Origin of the sequence: Mesorhizobium sp. M0217 (assembly GCF_040321955.1) — a bacterium.
Classification (GTDB): Bacteria; Pseudomonadota; Alphaproteobacteria; order Rhizobiales; family Rhizobiaceae; genus Mesorhizobium.
This window is the reverse complement of record NZ_JAMYSN010000004.1, coordinates 149,197-167,624: the sequence shown is the minus strand read 5'-3', so window position 1 is coordinate 167,624 and position 18,428 is coordinate 149,197. Positions and strand designations below refer to the sequence as shown.

11 protein-coding genes are annotated in these 18,428 nt (G+C 64.2%); 9 read left to right on the top strand and 2 right to left on the bottom strand.

What is annotated here, in order from left to right; translation table 11 throughout:
• The first annotated feature begins 1 nt into the window (after position 1).
• From NKJ18_RS09805 to NKJ18_RS09765, 9 genes are all read left to right on the top strand, one after another.
• The gene (locus tag NKJ18_RS09805) at positions 2 to 730 is read left to right on the top strand and encodes a GltB/FmdC/FwdC-like GXGXG domain-containing protein (protein ID WP_023820985.1); all 729 of its coding nucleotides are present in this window, start codon (positions 2 to 4) and stop codon (positions 728 to 730) included.
• Positions 731 to 736: 6 nt separating this feature from the next.
• Positions 737 to 2,065, top strand: coding sequence for an FMN-binding glutamate synthase family protein (locus NKJ18_RS09800; protein WP_023668552.1), 1,329 nt, complete (start codon positions 737 to 739; stop codon positions 2,063 to 2,065).
• A gap of 30 nt (positions 2,066 to 2,095) precedes the next feature.
• Entirely contained in the window at positions 2,096 to 3,403 is a 1,308-nt protein-coding gene (glnT, locus tag NKJ18_RS09795) for a type III glutamate--ammonia ligase (protein WP_023726360.1), read from the top strand.
• A 36-nt stretch (positions 3,404 to 3,439) separates the two neighbouring features.
• Positions 3,440 to 4,693: a sarcosine oxidase subunit beta family protein gene (locus tag NKJ18_RS09790; RefSeq protein WP_023820984.1), complete on the top strand. Its 1,254-nt coding sequence runs from the start codon at positions 3,440 to 3,442 to the stop codon at positions 4,691 to 4,693.
• A gap of 10 nt (positions 4,694 to 4,703) precedes the next feature.
• The gene (locus tag NKJ18_RS09785; protein ID WP_023820983.1) at positions 4,704 to 4,979 is read left to right on the top strand and encodes a sarcosine oxidase subunit delta; all 276 of its coding nucleotides are present in this window, start codon (positions 4,704 to 4,706) and stop codon (positions 4,977 to 4,979) included.
• 181 nt (positions 4,980 to 5,160) lie between these two features.
• Positions 5,161 to 8,154, top strand: a complete 2,994-nt coding sequence (locus NKJ18_RS09780) for a sarcosine oxidase subunit alpha (protein WP_352758171.1) — start codon at positions 5,161 to 5,163, stop codon at positions 8,152 to 8,154.
• Positions 8,147 to 8,764, top strand: coding sequence for a sarcosine oxidase subunit gamma (locus NKJ18_RS09775; protein ID WP_031201653.1), 618 nt, complete (start codon positions 8,147 to 8,149; stop codon positions 8,762 to 8,764). Before NKJ18_RS09780 ends, NKJ18_RS09775 begins: the two co-directional genes overlap by 8 nt.
• Before the next feature lie 348 nt (positions 8,765 to 9,112).
• Positions 9,113 to 11,482 carry a trimethylamine N-oxide demethylase gene (locus NKJ18_RS09770; protein ID WP_352758170.1) on the top strand — a complete coding sequence of 790 codons (2,370 nt, stop codon included), beginning with the start codon at positions 9,113 to 9,115 and terminating at the stop codon, positions 11,480 to 11,482.
• A 306-nt stretch (positions 11,483 to 11,788) separates the two neighbouring features.
• Positions 11,789 to 13,498, top strand: coding sequence for a trimethylamine N-oxide permease (locus NKJ18_RS09765; protein WP_023752569.1), 1,710 nt, complete (start codon positions 11,789 to 11,791; stop codon positions 13,496 to 13,498).
• Between the two features lie 61 nt (positions 13,499 to 13,559).
• Here the strand turns inward: NKJ18_RS09765 and NKJ18_RS09760 are convergent, their stop codons facing one another.
• Together NKJ18_RS09760 and NKJ18_RS09755 are read right to left on the bottom strand one after the other, a co-directional pair.
• Complete coding sequence (locus NKJ18_RS09760) at positions 13,560 to 14,915, bottom strand: LLM class flavin-dependent oxidoreductase (protein WP_023752568.1); 1,356 nt, start codon at positions 14,913 to 14,915, stop codon at positions 13,560 to 13,562.
• Positions 14,916 to 15,190: 275 nt separating this feature from the next.
• Positions 15,191 to 18,328, bottom strand: a complete 3,138-nt coding sequence (locus NKJ18_RS09755; RefSeq protein ID WP_023704835.1) for an efflux RND transporter permease subunit — start codon at positions 18,326 to 18,328, stop codon at positions 15,191 to 15,193.
• Between the last annotated feature and the right edge of the window lie 100 nt (positions 18,329 to 18,428).

The window sequence follows — 18,428 nt, the reverse complement described above, 5'->3', positions numbered from 1 at the left end:
CATGCCGGCAACCAAACTTTCGAAGGCGGCGCAAGACCAGGCGTCCCGGGTCTTCGATCTTGATGTGTCGTCGCTGCGCGAGCTCAACCAGGCGCTTCACAATCTGACGCCCGGCTCCAACGAAACGGCGTGGGAAGTGCTGCACCCGAAGGGCAGCCATTCGGTTGCCGTCGGCGTCGATCAGCCTGTCAGCATCGATGTGCGCGGCAGCGTCGGCTACTACTGCGCCGGGATGAATGACGGCGCTGCCATCACCGTGCACGGCTCGGCCGGACCTGGCGTCGGCGAAAACATGATGTCGGGCTCGATCGTCATCAAGGGCGACGCCAGCCAGTATGCCGGCGCCACCGGCAAGGGCGGGCTGCTCGTCATCGAGGGCAACGCCTCGTCGCGCTGCGGCATCTCGATGAAGGGCATCGACATCGTCGTGCACGGCAATATCGGCCACATGTCGGCCTTCATGGCGCAGTCCGGCAATCTGGTGGTGCTGGGCGATGCCGGCGGCGCACTTGGCGATTCCATCTACGAAGCGCGGCTGTTCGTGCGCGGCAAGGTCGAAAGCCTGGGCGCCGACTGCATCGCCAAGGAGATGCGGCCCGAGCATATCGAACTGCTGCAGGGACTGCTCGACCGCGCCGGCGTCACCGGCGTCAAGCCGTCGGAATTCAAGCGCTACGGCTCGGCGCGCACGCTCTACAATTTCAATATCGACAACGCCGACGCGTATTGAGGCAGCATGACCTACAAGAACCCGCCGACGACGCCGCGCAAATCCGCGACCTTCGACGACTACACGCTTTCCGAAATCCGCCGCGCCGCGGCGACCGGCATCTATGACATCAGGGGCGCCGGGGCCAAGCGCAAGCTGCCGCATTTCGACGATCTGCTGTTCCTCGGCGCCTCGATCTCGCGCTATCCGCTGGAAGGCTATCGCGAGCGGTGCGACACGTCGGTGGTGCTGGGCTCGCGCTATGCCAAGAAGCCGATCGAGCTGAAAATCCCGATCACCGTTGCCGGCATGAGCTTCGGGTCGCTGTCCGGCCCGGCCAAGGAAGCGCTCGGCCGTGGCGCCACACTCTCAGGCACGTCGACCACCACCGGCGACGGCGGCATGACGGAGGAAGAGCGCGGCCATTCCAAGCAACTGGTCTACCAGTACCTGCCGTCGCGCTACGGCATGAACCCCAGGGATTTGCGCCGCGCCGACGCCATCGAAGTGGTCGTTGGCCAGGGCGCCAAGCCGGGCGGTGGCGGCATGCTGCTTGGCCAGAAAATCTCCGACCGCGTTGCCGAAATGCGCACGCTGCCGAAAGGCATCGACCAGCGTTCGGCCTCGCGCCATCCCGACTGGACCGGGCCGGACGATCTCGAGATCAAGATCCTCGAACTGCGCGAGATCACCGACTGGGAAAAGCCGATCTACGTCAAGGTCGGTGGCGCCCGCCCCTATTATGACACTGCACTTGCGGTGAAGGCCGGCGCCGATGTCGTCGTCGTCGACGGCATGCAGGGCGGCACGGCGGCGACGCAGGAAGTATTCATCGAAAATGTCGGCCAGCCGACGCTTGCCTGCATCAGGCCGGCAGTGCAGGCGCTGCAGGATCTCGGCATGCACCGCAAGGTGCAGCTGATCGTCTCCGGAGGCATCCGCAACGGCGCCGACGTCGCCAAGGCGCTGGCGCTCGGCGTCGACGCGGTGTCGATCGGCACGGCAGCGCTGGTCGCACTCGGCGACAATGATCCGCGCTGGGAAGCGGAGTACAATGCGCTCGGCACCACCGCCGGGGCCTATGACGACTGGCACGAGGGTCGCGACCCCGCGGGCATCACCACGCAGGACCCCGAACTGATGAAGCGGGTTGATCCGGTCGCCGCCGGACGGCGGCTGGCGAACTACCTCAAGGTGATGACGCTGGAGGCGCAGACCATTGCGCGTGCCTGCGGCAAGAACAGCCTGCACAATCTCGAGCCCGAGGATCTCGTAGCCCTCACCATCGAAGCCGCCGCCATGGCCGGCGTGCCGCTGGCCGGCACCAACTGGATACCGGGGAAAAACGGCTTCTAAAAAACACATCAAAATAAGCGAGGAACTATAATGGGGAACGATCTCGCCGCATTCGCCAAAGAGAACGGCGTCAAATATTTCATGATTTCCTACACCGACCTATTCGGCGGCCAGCGCGCCAAGCTGGTGCCGGCGCAGGCGATCGCCGACATGCAGAAGGACGGCGCCGGCTTCGCCGGTTTCGCCACCTGGCTCGACCTCACGCCGGCGCATCCTGATATGCTGGCGGTGCCGGATCCGGATTCGGTGATCCAGCTGCCGTGGAAGCCCGAGGTCGCCTGGGTCGCCGCCAACTGCATCATGGACGACAAGGAGGTCGAGCAGGCGCCGCGCAACACGCTGCGCCGGCTGATTGCGGAAGCCGCCACTGACGGCATGCATGTCAAGACCGGCGTCGAGGCTGAGTTCTTCCTGATCTCGCCGGACGGCAGCGTCATCTCCGACAAATACGACACGGCTTCAAAACCCTGCTACGACCAGCAAGCGGTGATGCGCCGCTACGATGTCATCGCCGAGATCTGCGATCATATGCTGGCGCTGGGCTGGAGCCCCTACCAGAACGACCATGAGGACGCCAACGGCCAGTTCGAGATGAACTGGGCCTTCGACGATGTGCTGGCGACCGCCGACAAGCACTCGTTCTTCAAGTTCATGGTCAAGTCGGTGGCGGAAAAGCACGGCCTGCGCGCGACCTTCATGCCTAAGCCCTTCCAGGGCCTGACCGGCAATGGCTGCCACGCCCATATTTCGGTGTGGGACAAGGCCGGCAAGGTCAACGTCTTTGCCGACAATGCGATGGAGCTCGGCCTGTCGGCCAAGGGCAAGAATTTCCTTGGCGGCATCATGAAACATGCCTCGGCGCTGGCCGCCATCACCAACCCGACGGTGAACTCCTACAAACGCATCAACGCGCCGCGCACCATTTCGGGCGCCACCTGGGCTCCGAACACGGTGACCTGGACCGGAAACAACCGCACCCACATGGTGCGCGTGCCCGGCCCCGGCCGCTTCGAGCTGCGGTTGCCGGACGGCGCCGCAAACCCTTATCTGCTGCAGGCCGTCATCATTGCCGCCGGTCTCGACGGCATCCGCTCCAAGGCCGATCCCGGCAAGCGCTACGACATCGACATGTACCAGAACGGCCACACGGTGAAAGGCGCGCCGAAGCTGCCGCTCAATCTGCTCGACGCGCTTCGCGAATACGACAAGGACAAATCGCTCAAGGCGGCGCTGGGTGAGGAATTCTCGTCGGCTTATCTAAAGCTGAAGCACCAGGAATGGAATTCCTATGCTTCGCACTTCACGCAATGGGAGCGCGACCACACGTTGGACATATAATCGTCCCAGCTGTGCGAGCGACCTCGGAATGACCTGATGAAATATTCGATCTTCTCGCTCGCCCGTGCTGCCCTTTCCGGCCACAAGAACTGGCAGCGCACCTGGCGCGATGCGGCGCCCAAGGACCACTACGATGTTGTGATCATCGGCGGCGGCGGCCATGGGCTCGCCACCGCCTGGTTCCTCGCCAGCGAGTTCGGCATCAGAAACGTCGCCGTGCTGGAAAAGGGCTGGATCGGCTCCGGCAATGCCGGCCGCAACACCACCATCATCCGTTCCAATTACGGCCTGCCCGGCAATACCGGCTTCTACGAGCTTTCGATGAAGCTTTGGGAGCGGATGGAGCAGGACCTCAACTATAACGCCATGGTCAGCCAGCGCGGCGTCCTCAACCTCTATCATTCCGATGCGCAGCGCGACGCTTATGCGCGGCGCGGCAACACCATGCGCATCAATGGCATCGATGCCGAACTGCTCGACCAGGCGGCGCTGAAGAAGATGCTGCCGTTCCTGAATTTCGACCATGCGCGCTTTCCCGTGCAGGGCGGCCTCCTGCAGCGCCGCGGCGGCACCGCGCGGCATGACGCGGTGGTCTGGGGCTATGCCCATGCGGCGAGCGAACTCGGCGTCGACATCATCCAGAACTGCGAGGTCACCGGCTTTGTCCGGGACGGCAACGGCAAGGTGACTGGCGTCGAGACGTCGCGCGGCAAGATCGGCGCCGGCAAGGTCGGCATGGCAGTCGCCGGGTCATCGTCGCGTGTCGCAGCGATGGCGGGCATGCGCCTGCCGATCGAAAGCCATGTGCTGCAGGCTTTCGTCTCGGAGGCGATCAAGCCGCTCATTCCTGGCGTCATGACCTTCGGCGCCGGGCATTTCTATGTCAGCCAGTCCGACAAGGGCGGGCTGGTCTTCGGCGGCGACATCGACGGCTATAATTCCTACGCCCAGCGCGGCAATCTGCCTGTCATGGAAGATGTCTGCGAAGGCGGCATGGCGCTGATCCCGATGATCGGCCGCGTGCGGCTTCTGCGCCAGTGGGGCGGCATCATGGACATGTCGATGGATGGCTCGCCGATCATCGACAAGACGCCGGTCGAGGGGCTCTACCTCAACGCCGGCTGGTGTTATGGCGGCTTCAAGGCGACGCCCGGTTCCGGCTTCGTCTTTGCCCATCTTCTGGCGCGTGACGAAACGCACAAGGAGGCGGCGCTGTTTCGGCTCGACCGCTTCCGGACTGGCGCCATGATCGACGAAAAGGGCCAGGGCGCCCAACCGAACCTGCACTGAGGCTGGCGAGATGCGTATTGTCTGTCCCTTCTGCGGCGAACGCGAACTCGGCGAGTTCAGCTATCTCGGCGACGCCAAGCCGGCGCGGCCGGCGGCGGGTGCCGGCGAGGATGCTGTCTACGACTACGTCTATCTGCGCGACAACATCGCCGGCGTGATGGCAGAGAACTGGTATCACGGCGGTGGCTGCCGGGCCTGGCTGAAGGTCACCCGCAACACGCTGACGCACGAGATCTCCGCGGTGGAACCGGCGGCGGGGGCTGGTGCGAGCCAGGTGGAGACATGAGCTATTCTGTCGAGACCACAGCCGTCGCGAAAAGCGCCAGCCCCCTACCTCCCCCTTGTGGGGAGGTAGGACCGCAGGTCCGGGTGGGGGTCGGTGCCGCACCCCCACCCCGCTGCTGCGCAGCGACCCTCCCCACAAGGGGGAGGGTAAGGGACGGCGCCATCCTTCGCCGTGACACCATATGGATCAGAGGCTGGACATCGTGACCTCTCATCGTCTCTCATCCGGCGGTCTCATCGACCGTTCCACCCCCCTCACCTTCCGCTTCGACGGCACGACATTTTCCGGCTTCCAGGGCGACACGCTGGCGTCGGCGCTGGTCGCCAATGGCGTCAAGCTGGTCGGCCGCTCGTTCAAATACCATCGTCCGCGCGGCATTCTGACTGCGGGCTCGGAAGAACCCAACGCGCTGGTCGAACTGCGCACCGGCGCACGGCGCGAGGCCAACACCAAGGCCACGACGGCCGAACTCTATGAAGGCCTCGAAGCGGCCAGCCAGAACCGCTGGCCGTCGCTGCGCCACGATGTGATGTCGGTGAACCAGCTGTTCGCACCGATCTTCGTCGCCGGCTTCTACTACAAAACCTTCATGTGGCCGGCAAAATTCTGGGAAATGGTCTACGAGCCGGCGATCCGACGCGCCGCGGGTCTGGGTCGCGCGGCGGTCACCCCCGATCCGGATCACTACGACAAGGCCTGGGCGCATTGCGATGTGGTGATCGCCGGCTCTGGTCCGGCCGGTCTCGCCGCCGCACTCGCTGCAGGCCGCAGCGGTGCGCGCGTCATCCTGTGCGAAGAAGATTTTGCGCCCGGCGGCCGTCTGTTGTCGGATGGCGGCACGATCGACGGTCTGCCGGCCGCGGAGTGGCTGTCGCGCACACTGGCCGAGCTCAGCTCGATGCCGGATGTCCGCATCATGACCCGCACGACCCTGTTCGGCGTCTATGACGGCGGTACCTATGGCGCGATCGAGCGGGTCAACGATCATCTGCCGGTGCCGCCCGAGCATCAGGTGCGCCAGCGCCTGTGGCGCATCGTGGCCAAGCGCTGCGTCGTCGCCGCCGGCGCGATTGAGCGTCCCATCGTCTTTGCCGGCAATGACACGCCCGGCGTGATGATGGCGTCCGCCATCCGCACCTACGTCACACGTTATGCGGCGACGCCGGCAAAGCGGATCGCGCTGTTCACCAACAATGAGGATGGCTGGCGCACGGTCGAGACGGCACTCGGCGCCGGGCTGCAGATCGCGGCGGTGATCGACGCGCGGCCTGACGTCTCGCCTGCCCATCGTTCTCTCGCTTCCATGAACGGCTTCACCGTGCTGCATGGTTCGGTCAGCGGCGTCGACGGCGGCAAGGACGGCGTAAGAAAAATAGCGGTGTCGCTGACCGGCGGCGCGCGCGCCGAGGTCGAGGCCGACGGGCTTGCCGTTTCCGGCGGCTGGAATCCGGCGGTCGGGCTCACCTCTTACCATCGCGGCCGGCCGAAATGGCGAGACGACATCGCCGCCTTCGTGCCGGACGGCGCGCCGCCCGGTATGGTCGCCGCAGGTGCGGCTAATGGTGACTTCGGGCTAGGCGCCTGCCTGCGCGCAGGTTTCGAGGCCGGCGCCGCAGCGGCGCATGACGCCAGCCGGATCGGCAATGCGGGATCGGCACCGGTCGCCGACGACGAGGCGTTCTCGCTGACCCCGCTCTGGCACGTCGCCGGCAAAGGCAAGGCTTTCGTCGACCAGCAGCATGATGTCACCGCATCCGACATCGAGCTGGCGCAGCGCGAAGGCTTTGAATCGGTCGAGCATCTGAAGCGCTACACCACGCTCGGCATGGCGACCGACCAGGGCAAGACGTCCAATGTCGCCGGCCTCGCCATCATGGCGGCGGTGTCGGGCAAATCCATTCCCGAGACCGGCACGACCATCTATCGCCCGCCCTACGTGCCGGTCGCCATCGGCGCTTTTGCCGGCCACCATCGCGACGAAAATTTCCATGCGACGCGGCTGACGCCGTCGCATCACTGGGCGGCCGAACAGGGCGCGATCTTTGTCGACACCGGCCTGTGGAAGCGCGCGCAATGGTATCCGCGCGCCGGCGAGAAGGACTGGCTGGAATCCGTGACCCGCGAAGTCAAGGCGGTGCGCGGCGGCGTCGGCTTCTGCGATGTCTCGACGCTGGGCAAGATCGATGTGCACGGCCCCGATGCCGGCGCCTTCCTCGACCGCGTCTACATCAACACCTTCTCAAACCTTGCCGTGGGAAAAGCCCGCTACGGGCTGATGCTGCGCGAGGACGGCCTCGTCTATGATGACGGCACGACCTCGCGGCTGGCCGATGACCATTATTTCCTCACCACGACCACGGCGAAGGCCGGGCTGGTGATGCAGCATCTCGAATTCTGCCGGCAGGTGCTATTCCCCGAACTCGACGTGCAACTGACCTCGGTCTCCGACCAGTGGGCGCAATTCTCGATTGCCGGGCCAAGGACGCGAGACCTGTTGAAGGAAATCGTCGACCCTGCCGAGGACCTTTCGAACGAAGGTTTTCCCTTCATGGGCGTGCGCGAAGTCGCTTTGCGCGGCGGCATCAAGGCGCGGCTGTTCCGCATCTCCTTCTCCGGCGAGATGGCGTTCGAGATTTCGGTGCCGGCGCGTTACGGTGAAGCGATGGCACGCAATTTGATGCTGGCGGGAAAACCGTTCGGCGTGACGCCGTATGGCACAGAAGCCCTCGGCGTCATGCGCGTTGAAAAGGGCCATGTCGCTGGGCCGGAACTGAGCGGCACGACGACCGCCGCCGATCTCGGCCTTGGCAAGATGATGTCGACCAAGAAGGATTTCATCGGTCGCGTCATGGCCGGCCGCGAGGCGCTGGTGGCGCCGGACCGGCAGGTCGTGGTCGGGATCAAGCCGGTCGACAAGGCGCGCCGCCTGCGCTCCGGCGCGCACATCATCCCGAAGGGCCAGACGCCCGGGCCTGATAACGACCAGGGCTACGTCACCTCGGTCTGCTTCTCGCCGGCGCTCGACCAGTGGATCGGTCTCGGCCTTGTCGAGCGCGGCCGCGAACGCATCGGCGAGATCGTCCACGCGCATGATCCGCTGCGCGGTGAAGACTATGATGTCGAACTCTGCAATCCCGTCTTCTACGATCCCGATGGAGGGCGCCAGCGTGGCTGATTTTTCCTGGGATGTTCGTAGCCCGCTCGAGCGCGCGCTCGCTCCTGGCGCTTACGGCGTGCAAGGCGATGCCGGTGTGTCGCTGACCGAGATCCGTAATTTCGACCTCGTCCAGGTGATGGCACGGCGCGGCAAGGCGGGTGATTTGGCCGAGGCGGCGAACGCTCGTTTCGGCGTCGCGGCTCCGGAAACGCCGAAGGCGGTTGGCACCGCGGATGCGACGCTGATCTGGTCGGGACCGGATCAGTTTTTTGTCCTGTCGAAGGGTGGCAGGACTGAGGTGCTCGCTCAGACCTTTGCATCTTCCGCCTCACTATCCGACCAATCGCATGCCCGCGTGCTGATCAGCGTCTGCGGCCCCAAGGCGCGCGCCATGCTGGCGAAACTGTCGTCGATTGATTTGCATCCCGATGCGTTTCCGGTTGGCGCTGCTGCCGCGACTTCGATGGATCACACCAGCGTCACGCTCTGGCGTGGTGGTGACAAGGCGGATGGGCAGGCGGTGTTCAACCTCCTGGTGTTTGCGACGTTTGCCGAAAGTCTGTGGCACACGATGTTGGATTCGGCTGCGGAGTATGGTGTGGCTGTCGAGCATTCCGAGGAGCTTTAGCTCGATAGTTTCAGATGTTGGCGCCGCCCTCATTGCCCTGCCGGGCATTTCTCCCCGTATAGTGACGGGGAGAAAGAAGCTGGCCGCAGCCTCGGCGCTCATCCTGCAACGTTGGCGATTGGCGAAGCCGGCGACGACCGCTTCGCCCGTTTACGGGGAGAAGATGGCGGCAGCCAGATGAGGGGCGGCGCTGGCGTTCGGAAGATGGGTTTGATTGGAAGGGTCTAACCTGCAGCGACCGCGTCGAGAACGCCACCTCCACCTTGCCAAACCCAACCGCGCTGCTATTCTTGCTGCTAAAATAATTTTACACACAGGCAAACTTGTTTCTGTAACCGCAAGGCTGAGATGAGCCAGTCGCCCTACCCTTCAGTGACAGCCGGGCCGCCGCGGCCGAGCCTCATCCTGCGGCCCGGCCAGATCGCGCTGCCGCCGGGCATGGAGCGCCATACTATCCTGGGGAATGGCGCGGTGCTGATCGAGGTCGAGGCCGGCGATACGTTCACCGTGCGCAATGTCGAGGGCGGGCAGGCTTGCGAGTTGCTGGCCTGGGACAGGACCGGCGCCACCGATCCTTCCATCCTCGGCGAAAAGTCCAACAGCAATGCCGCCGGGATCAAGGCGCTTCTGGCCGAGGGCGATGACAGCCTGGCTTCCGTCCGTCGTGGCCTTGAGCGCCGCCAGGTGCAGCTCGACGAGCCCAAGGCGGTGCGTGTGTTCGGCGGCGCAACGCCTGCCGGCACCGAGCAGGCATTCACGGTCAGGCGCGACGGCGCGATGCTGATTGCCGCACCCGGCGGGCCGATGCTCGTCGACAGCCATGATACGGCAACGCCGCTCACCGTCATGGTGCGCCGCGCCACCGTGCGCCTGAAGTCAAAGTCGCAGCTGGCCGATCCGCTTGCCGATCCGGTGCTCGATCTGCGCGTCCATTCGGCGACAGCCGAATCCTATTTCGTCAAGGCGGGCGACTACCTGCAGATCATCGATGTCGACGGCCGCCAGTGCACCGATTTCCAGTGCTTCTCGGCGCGCAAGCTGGACAAGGGGCTGGACCATCCGCTCGACGTAACGACCACGCGCACGCTGATGGGGTCGAGCTACCCGATGCCCGGCCTTCACTCGAAATATTACGACCAGGACATGGAGCCCCTGGTCGAGGTTATCCAGGACACATGCGGCCGGCATGACGCGTTCGCGCTGGCGTGTGCGGCCAAATATTACGACGACATCGGCTATCCCGGCCACACCAACTGCTCGGAGAATTTCAACCGCGAGCTGGCCGACAAGGGTGTGACCCCACGTGCCGGCTGGATGGCGATCAACTTCTTCTTCAACACGGAGATCGACGCCCATGGCGTGATGGTGTCGGATGAGCCGTGGTCGCGCGCCGGCGACTATGTCCTGCTCAGGGCGCTCACCGACATTGTCTGCGTCTCCTCCGCCTGTCCCGACGACACGACACCGGCCAATGGCTGGAACCCGACCGACATCCATGTGCGAACCTATTCCGGCCAACACAAATTCTCGCGAGCGATCGCCAGACGCATGACGCCCGATTCGGAACCGAAAATGACCCGCGAGACCGCCTTCCATTCAAGCTTCGCCAAGCACACCCGCAACTTCGTGGAATACCGGGGTTATTGGCTGGCCAATTCTTTCGCCAAAGAGGGGCCGATCGCCGAGTACTGGGCCTGCCGGCAGGACGCGGTGATCATGGACCTGTCGCCGCTGCGCAAGTTCGAGGTCACCGGTCCCGATTCCGAAGCGCTGCTGCAATACACGCTGACCCGCGACGTCAAGAAGCTCGGCGTCGGCCAGGTCGTCTATTCCGCCATGTGCTACGAGCATGGCGGAATGATCGACGACGGCACGCTGCTGCGGCTCGGCAAGGACAATTTCCGCTGGGTCGCCGGCGATGACCTGTCCGGCGAATGGCTGCGCGACACCGCCAGAAAACTCGGCCTCAACGTGCTGGTGCGCTCGTCCACCGACCAGATGCACAATGTCGCTGTCCAAGGGCCGAAGAGCCGTGACATTGTGCGAGAGGTGGTCTGGACCTCGCCGCTGCAACCGTCGATCGACGAACTCGAATGGTTCCGCTTCGCTGTCGCGCGCATCGGCGGCGGCAATGGCATTCCGGTCGTGGTGTCGCGCACCGGTTATACCGGCGAGCTCGGCTACGAAATCTGGTGCCACCCACGCGACGCCGAAAAAGTGTTCGATGCCATCTGGGAGGCCGGCCAGCCGCACGGGCTGAAGCCGATGGGCCTGCAGGCACTCGACATGGTGCGCATCGAAGCCGGGCTGATCTTCGCCGGTTACGAATTCTCCGACCAGACCGACCCGTTCGAGGCGGGCATTGGTTTCACCGTGCCGTTGAAGACCAAGACCGACGATTTCATAGGCCGCGAGGCGCTGATAAGGCGCAAGGAACATCCGCAGCACAAGCTCGTCGGCCTCGACATCGACAGCAATGTCGCGGTCGGCCATGGCGACTGTGTCCATATCGGCCGCGCCCAGATCGGTGTCGTCACCTCGGGCATGCGCTCGCCGGTGCTGAACAAGAACATCGCTCTGGCGAGGCTTGACGTCACCCATGCGGCCACCGGCACAGAGGTCGAGATCGGCAAACTCGACGGGCAGGCCAAGCGGCTGCCGGCGCGCGTCGTGGCCTTCGCCCACTACGATCCGCAAAAGACCAGGCCGCGATCCTGAGGGTTGCACCCCCGGCCCTTCGCAGGCTCAGGGCGTTCGAAGCTCGAAAGCAATTGGCTTTCCGTCCGCTACCGCGGACCGCTTCTCACCCCACAAGGGGAGAAGGACAAAGCGAGCGTTTCGCAACCGTGATGTGCACGGCGCCACAAATCACTTGACGTGAAAGCGCGCCGGATCAATCTTCACTGTTAAGAAAAAAATACGACTGAGTGGAAACACTGGAGTCGTGCGGTCATGTACCGGGGAACAAGCTTCGCGAAGCCGAGGCATCACCGGCCGGGAACACAAAATGGGGAATTCAGACAGATGAGCACGATTACCACTGCCCTGGAGCAGCCCGCTGAAGGCAAGCTGCTCCGCAACATCGACTGGCGCGGCGCCTTCTGGGTGGCGAGCGGCGTTCCTGCCCTTGTCCTGTTTTCGATCGGCGGCATTGCCGGAACGACGGGAACGCTGGCCTTCGGGATCTGGATCGCTTCCATGATCATGGGCTTCCTGCAATCCTTCACCTATGCCGAGATCGCCGGCCTGTTCCCGAACAAGTCGGGCGGCGCCTCGATCTACGGCGCCACCGCCTGGCTGCGTTATTCCAAGTTCATCGCGCCGCTGTCGGTGTGGTGCAACTGGTTCGCCTGGTCGCCGGTGCTGTCGCTGGGCTGCTCGATCGCCGCCGCCTATATCCTCAACGCGCTGGCGCCGGTGCCGCTGTTCACCGAGGCCTCGCCGGATGTCGTCGCCTATATCGCGGCGCACGCCGGAACGGTGCCTGCCGACGCCATCGCCGCGGTGACCACGGCGGCCACGCCGGCGATCCGCAACTGGACGCTGTTCAGCCACACGCTGGGTCCTGTCTCCTTCACCCTCAATGCCACTTTCTTCATCGGCGCGGTGCTGATGCTGATCATCTTCTCGATCCAGCATCGCGGCATTCTCGGCACCGCCAATGTGCAGAAGTATATCGGCCTGCTGGTCATCATCCCGATGCTGATCGTCGGTGTCGTGCCGATCGTCACCGGCCAGATCAACTGGGCGAACTTTTCGCCGCTGGTGCCGCTGGCGGCGGCTTACGCGCCGGAGCCCGGCTCGTGGAACATTGCTGGCTGGACGCTGGTGCTGGGCGGCATGTTCATCGCCGCATGGTCGACCTATGGTTTTGAGACCGCCGTCTGCTACACATCGGAGTTCAAGAACCCGGGCACCGACACGTTCAAGGCGATTTTCTATTCCGGCCTGCTCTGCATGCTTCTGTTCATCCTGGTGCCCTTCACCTTCCAGGGCGTGCTGGGCCTCAACGGCATGCTGGCGACGCCGATCGTCGACGGCTCGGGTGTCGCCGATGCACTGGCCGGCATGGTCGGGGGTGGCGCATTGATCCACAGCCTCTTGGTGATGCTGATGATCCTGGCGCTGGTGCTGTGCATCATGACGGCAATGGCCGGCTCGTCGCGCACGCTCTACCAGGGCTCGGTCGATGGCTGGCTGCCGCGCTATCTCAGCCACGTCAACGAGCATGGCGCGCCGACGCGCGCCATGTGGACCGATCTCGTCTTCAACCTGATCGTGCTGGCCATCGCCTCGGCCGACGCGACGAGCTTCTTCTTCATCCTCGCCGTGTCGAACTGCGGCTACATCATCTTCAACTTCCTCAACCTCAATGCCGGCTGGATCCACCGCATCGACAACGGCCACATCAACCGGCCGTGGAAGGCGCCGAGCTGGCTGCTCGGCCTCGGCGCCATCTTCGCCTATGTAAACGCCATCTTCATGGGCGCCGGCGCCAAGGTGTGGAACCCGATGGCGCTCTGGGCCGGCCTGATCACAGCCGCCTTGATCATCCCGGTGTTCTGCTACCGGCACTACGTCCAAGACAAGGGCAGGTTCCCCGACCACATGCTGGCCGACCTCGGCATGGCGGGCGCAGACCTCTCGGTCAAAAAGGCAGGCATGCTGCCCTACCTGACGCTGGTCGCCGGCCTGGTGGTGATGCTGCTCGCCAACTGGTACTTCGTCATCTGAAAGTGATGGCTGAAAAGAATGGGCGCGCTTCGGCGCGCCCGTTTCTTTTTGTGGCAGGACGTCAGCCGGCCTTGCGAGTGGCCGCTTCGGAGCCTTCGAAGAACCGGTTCGGCGGACGCTTCAGGCCGAGATTCTCGCGCAAGGTGGTGCCCTCATACTCGCGCCGGAAGAGCTTTCGCCGCTGCAGCTCGGGCACCACCTTCTCGGCGAAGTCATCGAGCCCGGCAGGCAGATAGGGGAACATGACGTTGAAGCCGTCTGACCCCTCGGCAACCAACCATTCCTCCATCGCGTCGGCGATGGTTTTAGGCGTGCCGACGAAGGCAAGGCCGGAATAGCCGCCGAGCCGCTGCGCCAGCTGGCGGACGGTCAAATTCTCCCGGCGCGCCAGCTCGATGACGCGCTCGCGGCCGCTCTTCGAGGCATTGGTCTCGGGGATTTCGGGCAAGGGCGCGTCGGGGTCGAAGGCCGACGCGTCATGGCCGAGCGCGATCGACAGCGAGGCAATGCCGCTCTCGTAATAGACCAGGCTGTCGAGCTTGGCGCGTTTGGCCTGTGCTTCCTCGACACTGTCGCCGACGATGACGAAGGCGCCGGGCAGGATCTTGATGTCGTCGCGCGAACGGCCGAGCTTCTCGGCCCGGCTTTTGACATCGGCAAAGAAGCGCTGCCCAGCCGCCAGATCGGAATGGGCGGCGAAGATCACCTCCGCCGTTTCGGCTGCCAGCTGCCGCCCGGCCTCAGATGCGCCGGCCTGGACGATGACCGGCCAGCCCTGCACCGGCCGCGCAATGTTGAGCGGGCCGCGCACCGAGAGATGCTCACCCTTATGGTCGAGCACATGCAGCTTCGCGGGATCGAAATAGAGCCCGCTCTCGGCGTCGCGGATGAAGGCGTCGTCGGCAAAGCTGTCCCAGAGGCCGGTCACCACATCGTAGAATTCCCGCGCATTGTGATAGCGCTCGTCGTGCTCGACATGCTCGTCGAGGCCGAAGTTCAGCGCGGCGTCGGGATTGGATGTGGTGACGATGTTCCAGCCGGCGCGGCCGCCGCTGATATGGTCGAGCGAGGCGAAGCGACGGGCAATGTGATAGGGCGCGTCGAAGGTCGTCGATGCGGTGGCGACAAGGCCGATATGATCAGTGACGGCGGCGAGCGCCGACAGCAGCGTGAACGGCTCGAACGAGGTCACCGTGTGGCTGCGCCGTAGCGCCTCGATCGGCATGTTGAGAACGGCCAGATGGTCGGCCATGAAGAAGGCGTCGAACTTCGCCGCCTCAAGCGTCTGCGCGAAGCGCTTCAGATGGGCGAAGTTGAAGTTGGCATCGGGATATGAGCCGGGATAGCGCCAGGCCCCGGTGTGAAGACTGACCGGACGCATGAAGGCGCCGAGCCGCAATTGCTTATTGTCTACCATGGGATGATCACCTGATGCGAATGAGCGTTGCCGCTCCGATATGTAAGCAGGATCGGACGGCTTTGCCGTCCTGGAAAGGAATTCTGTTTTGCAAAACCGGCGCCGCGAAGCATTTTCATACAGGTGGCCGTTCAACCTATTTTGATGAACCCGCCTGGTGTTGAGATACTTGCCTGGGTGCTCGGTGCCACCGGCAAGGAGAAAGCCAGAACGCCGCACGTCAAGCGTACGGCGTTCCAGCATTTTCCAAGGAAGATCCTGTGCCCCAGCAGCGCCTACTCGGCGGCCAGGGCCAGTGGCGGCCTGTCATTGTCCTGCACGGCCTCATCAGCCGGCTTCCTGCCTTTCTTCGGCTCGCGGCCGAAGAACAGCGCGTAGCCTGCCGGCAGCACCAGGATGGTGAGTACGGTGGCGACGAGGATGCCGCCCATCATGGCGTAGGCGAGCGGTCCCCAGAACACCGCACGCGAGATCGGGATCAGCGCCAGCACCGCCGTCATCGCCGTCAGCACGATCGGCCGGAAACGGCGCACGGCCGAGCCGATGATGGCCTCCGATCGGTCCATCCCCCTGGCGATGTCCTGATCGATCTGGTCGACCAGGATGATCGAGTTGCGCATGATGATGCCGAGCAGCGCGATGACACCGAGGATGGCGACGAAGCCGAACGGCGCGCCGCTGATCAACAGCGCCGCCGCCGCACCGATGATGCCGAGCGGACCGGTGGCCAGCACGAGCATCGCCTTGCCGAAATGCTGCAGCTGGATCATCAGGAGCACGACGATGACGGCCAGCATGATCGGCGCCTTGGCGGCAATCGAGGCCTGGCTTTCGGCGGAATCTTCCGCACCGCCCTGGATCTCGATCTTGTAGCCGGGCGCCAGGCCGGCGCGCATGCCCTGCATGTCATTGTAGAGCTTGGTGACGACGTCGTTCGACTGCACGCCATCCGGCAGCGTGGCGCGCACCGAGATGGTCGGCAGGCGATCGCGCCGCCATTCGACGCCCTGCTCGAGCACCGGCACCACCTTGGCCACCTGCGACAGCGGCACGAAGCCGCCGAAATCGGTCGGGATATAGACCGAGTCGACCGAGGACAGCAGGCTGCGGCTGGCGTCCGGTTCGCGGGCGACGATGGAAACCGTCTCCTCGCCATCACGGAAGTCATCGAGCGGCGCGCCGGACATCGCTGCCTGCAGCATCTGGCGGATGCGCTGCGAGGTGACGCCAAGCGCACGGGCGCGGTCCTGGTCGATGACCAGCTTCATCGCCGGTACCGGCTCCAGCCAGTCGTCATGGAGGGCGCCGAGCAGCGGATTTTCGGCGAATTTCGCCTTCACCTGGTCGGCGATGCGGCGCACCTCCTGGCGGTCCGGACCCATGATGCGCATCTGCACCGGCCAGCCGGTCGGCGGGCCGAGGAACAGACGGTCGACCTTGGAGCGGATCGAAGGGAAATCCTGCGCCAGGACTGAGCGCAGCTTGAGGATCAGCCGCTCACGCGCCGGCTCGTCATTGGCCATCACCAGAAGCTGCGCATAGTTCGGATTGCGCAATTGCTGGTCGAGCGGCAGGAAGAAGCGCGGCGCGCCTTCGCCGATATAGGTGGCGATGAAGCGCTTGTCCTTGTTGTCCATCATCCGGGCTTCCAGCGCCTTGGCCTGCGTCTCGACTTCCTTGATCGAGGTTCCCTCAGGCAACCAGAGATCGACGAGGATTTCCGGCCGCGAGGATTGCGGGAAGAAGTTTTGTGGGATGAACTGGAACGCCCACAGGCTGGTGGCGAAGGTGACCAGCGTCATCACCAGAACGATGATGCGGTGGCGCACCGCCCAGCCGACCGTGGCGCGCAGCCGCCGGTAGAAGCCGGTGTCGAAGGCGTCATGATGGTTGCCGGCATGCTTGCGCTGCTTGAGGATCATGTAGCCCAGCCACGGCGTGAAATAGACGGCGACGAACCACGACACGACGAGCGCGATGCCGACGACATAGAACAGCGTGCGCACATATTCGCCTGCGGTCGAGGCGGCGAAGCCAACCGGGATGAAGCCGGCGATAGTGATCAGCGTGCCGCTCAGCATCGGGAAGGCGGTCGAGGAATAGGCGAAGCTCGCCGCCTCGATCTTGACCAGCCCCTCCTCCAGCTTGCGCTCCATCATCTCGACGACGATCATGGCGTCGTCGACCAACAGCCCGAGCGCGATGATCAGGGCGCCGAGCGAAATGCGCTGCAGATCGATGCCGAGCTCGTACATGATGGCGAAGGTGGCGGCCAGCACCAGCGGAATGGCAATGGCGATGACCAGGCCGGAACGCCAGCCGATCGACAGCAGCGAGACAGCAAGCACGATCAGCAGCGCCTCGCCGAGCGCCTCCATGAACTCGTTGACGGCGTCCTTGACAACCTCGGGCTGGTTGGAGATCTGGTCAACCGCAACGCCGTAGGGCAGCGCTTCCTCAAAGCGCTTGTAGGTCGCCTCGACATCCGTGCCGACGTCCCTGACGTTAAAACCCTTGGCCATGACGACGCCGACCTGGACGCTTTCGTGGCCGTTGAAGCGGTACTTGCGCTGATAGGGATCTTCGAGACCGGAACTCACGGTGGCGATGTCGCCAAGACGTGTCACCTGACCACCGGCGCGCAGGCGCAATTCCCTGATGTCGGCAGCCCTGGTGACATCGCCCTCGACCGAGATGCGCACCGAGCGCAGGCCGGTGTCGACGGAGCCCGCCGGATCGACATTGTTCTGGCCCTTGATGGCGTTCTGCAGGTCGGTCAGCGTCAGGCCGCGTTCGGCCAGGGCCTTGGACGAGACGTCGATATAAAGCTTCTCCGGCTGGTCGCCGATGATGACGGCCTTCTCGACGCCCGGCGTCGTCAGCAGCATGTCGCGAGCCTGGGTGGCGAATTTCTTCAGCTCCGGATAGCTGTAGCCGTCGCCGCCGATCGAGTGCAGGGTGATGAAGGTGTCGCCGAACTCGTCGTTGAAATAGGGCCCGAGCAGGCCTTGCGGCAGGTCGCCGGAGATGTCGCCAACCTTCTTGCGCACCTGGTAGAAGGCGTCCTTCACCTCCTCTGCATTGGTGTCGCCCTTGATCTGGACGGTGATGATGGCGCTGCCGGCGCGGGTGTAGGAACGGACGAAGTCGAGGTGCGGCGTTTCCTGCAGCTTGCGCTCGATCTTGTTGACGACCTGGTCTTCCATCTCCTGGATCGAGGAGCCCGGCCAGATCGCCTGGACGACCATGACGCGGAAAGTGAAATCGGGGTCTTCCTTCTGGCCCATGCGCATTAGGCCGAGCGCGCCGGCAATGATGATCAGACCGAACAGGAAGCGCGCGATCGAGGGATGGCCGATGGCCCAGCGCGAAAGATTGAAAGGCTGCTTTTCAGTGCTGTCGGTGGTGGTCATCGGCGTCAGTCCAATTCGTTGATCGTGCGCGCATACGCTTTGCATGCAGCTAGGATATTCCGATGCTGGCTTCCGGGCGGCGAGGCTTTCCGAGCGGAGA

Excerpts from the sequence above, each read along its gene's own strand:
- NKJ18_RS09770 (WP_352758170.1), top strand. The coding sequence starts at position 9,113 with ATGAGCCAGTCGCCCTACCCTTCAGTGACAGCCGGGCCGCCGCGGCCG.
- glnT (WP_023726360.1), top strand. The coding sequence starts at position 2,096 with ATGGGGAACGATCTCGCCGCATTCGCCAAAGAGAACGGCGTCAAATAT.
- NKJ18_RS09800 (WP_023668552.1), top strand. The coding sequence starts at position 737 with ATGACCTACAAGAACCCGCCGACGACGCCGCGCAAATCCGCGACCTTC.
- NKJ18_RS09790 (WP_023820984.1), top strand. The coding sequence starts at position 3,440 with ATGAAATATTCGATCTTCTCGCTCGCCCGTGCTGCCCTTTCCGGCCAC.
- NKJ18_RS09780 (WP_352758171.1), top strand. The coding sequence starts at position 5,161 with ATGGATCAGAGGCTGGACATCGTGACCTCTCATCGTCTCTCATCCGGC.
- NKJ18_RS09765 (WP_023752569.1), top strand. The coding sequence starts at position 11,789 with ATGAGCACGATTACCACTGCCCTGGAGCAGCCCGCTGAAGGCAAGCTG.
- NKJ18_RS09760 (WP_023752568.1), bottom strand. The coding sequence starts at position 14,915 with ATGGTAGACAATAAGCAATTGCGGCTCGGCGCCTTCATGCGTCCGGTC.
- NKJ18_RS09805 (WP_023820985.1), top strand. The coding sequence starts at position 2 with ATGCCGGCAACCAAACTTTCGAAGGCGGCGCAAGACCAGGCGTCCCGG.
- NKJ18_RS09785 (WP_023820983.1), top strand. The coding sequence starts at position 4,704 with ATGCGTATTGTCTGTCCCTTCTGCGGCGAACGCGAACTCGGCGAGTTC.
- NKJ18_RS09755 (WP_023704835.1), bottom strand. The coding sequence starts at position 18,328 with ATGACCACCACCGACAGCACTGAAAAGCAGCCTTTCAATCTTTCGCGC.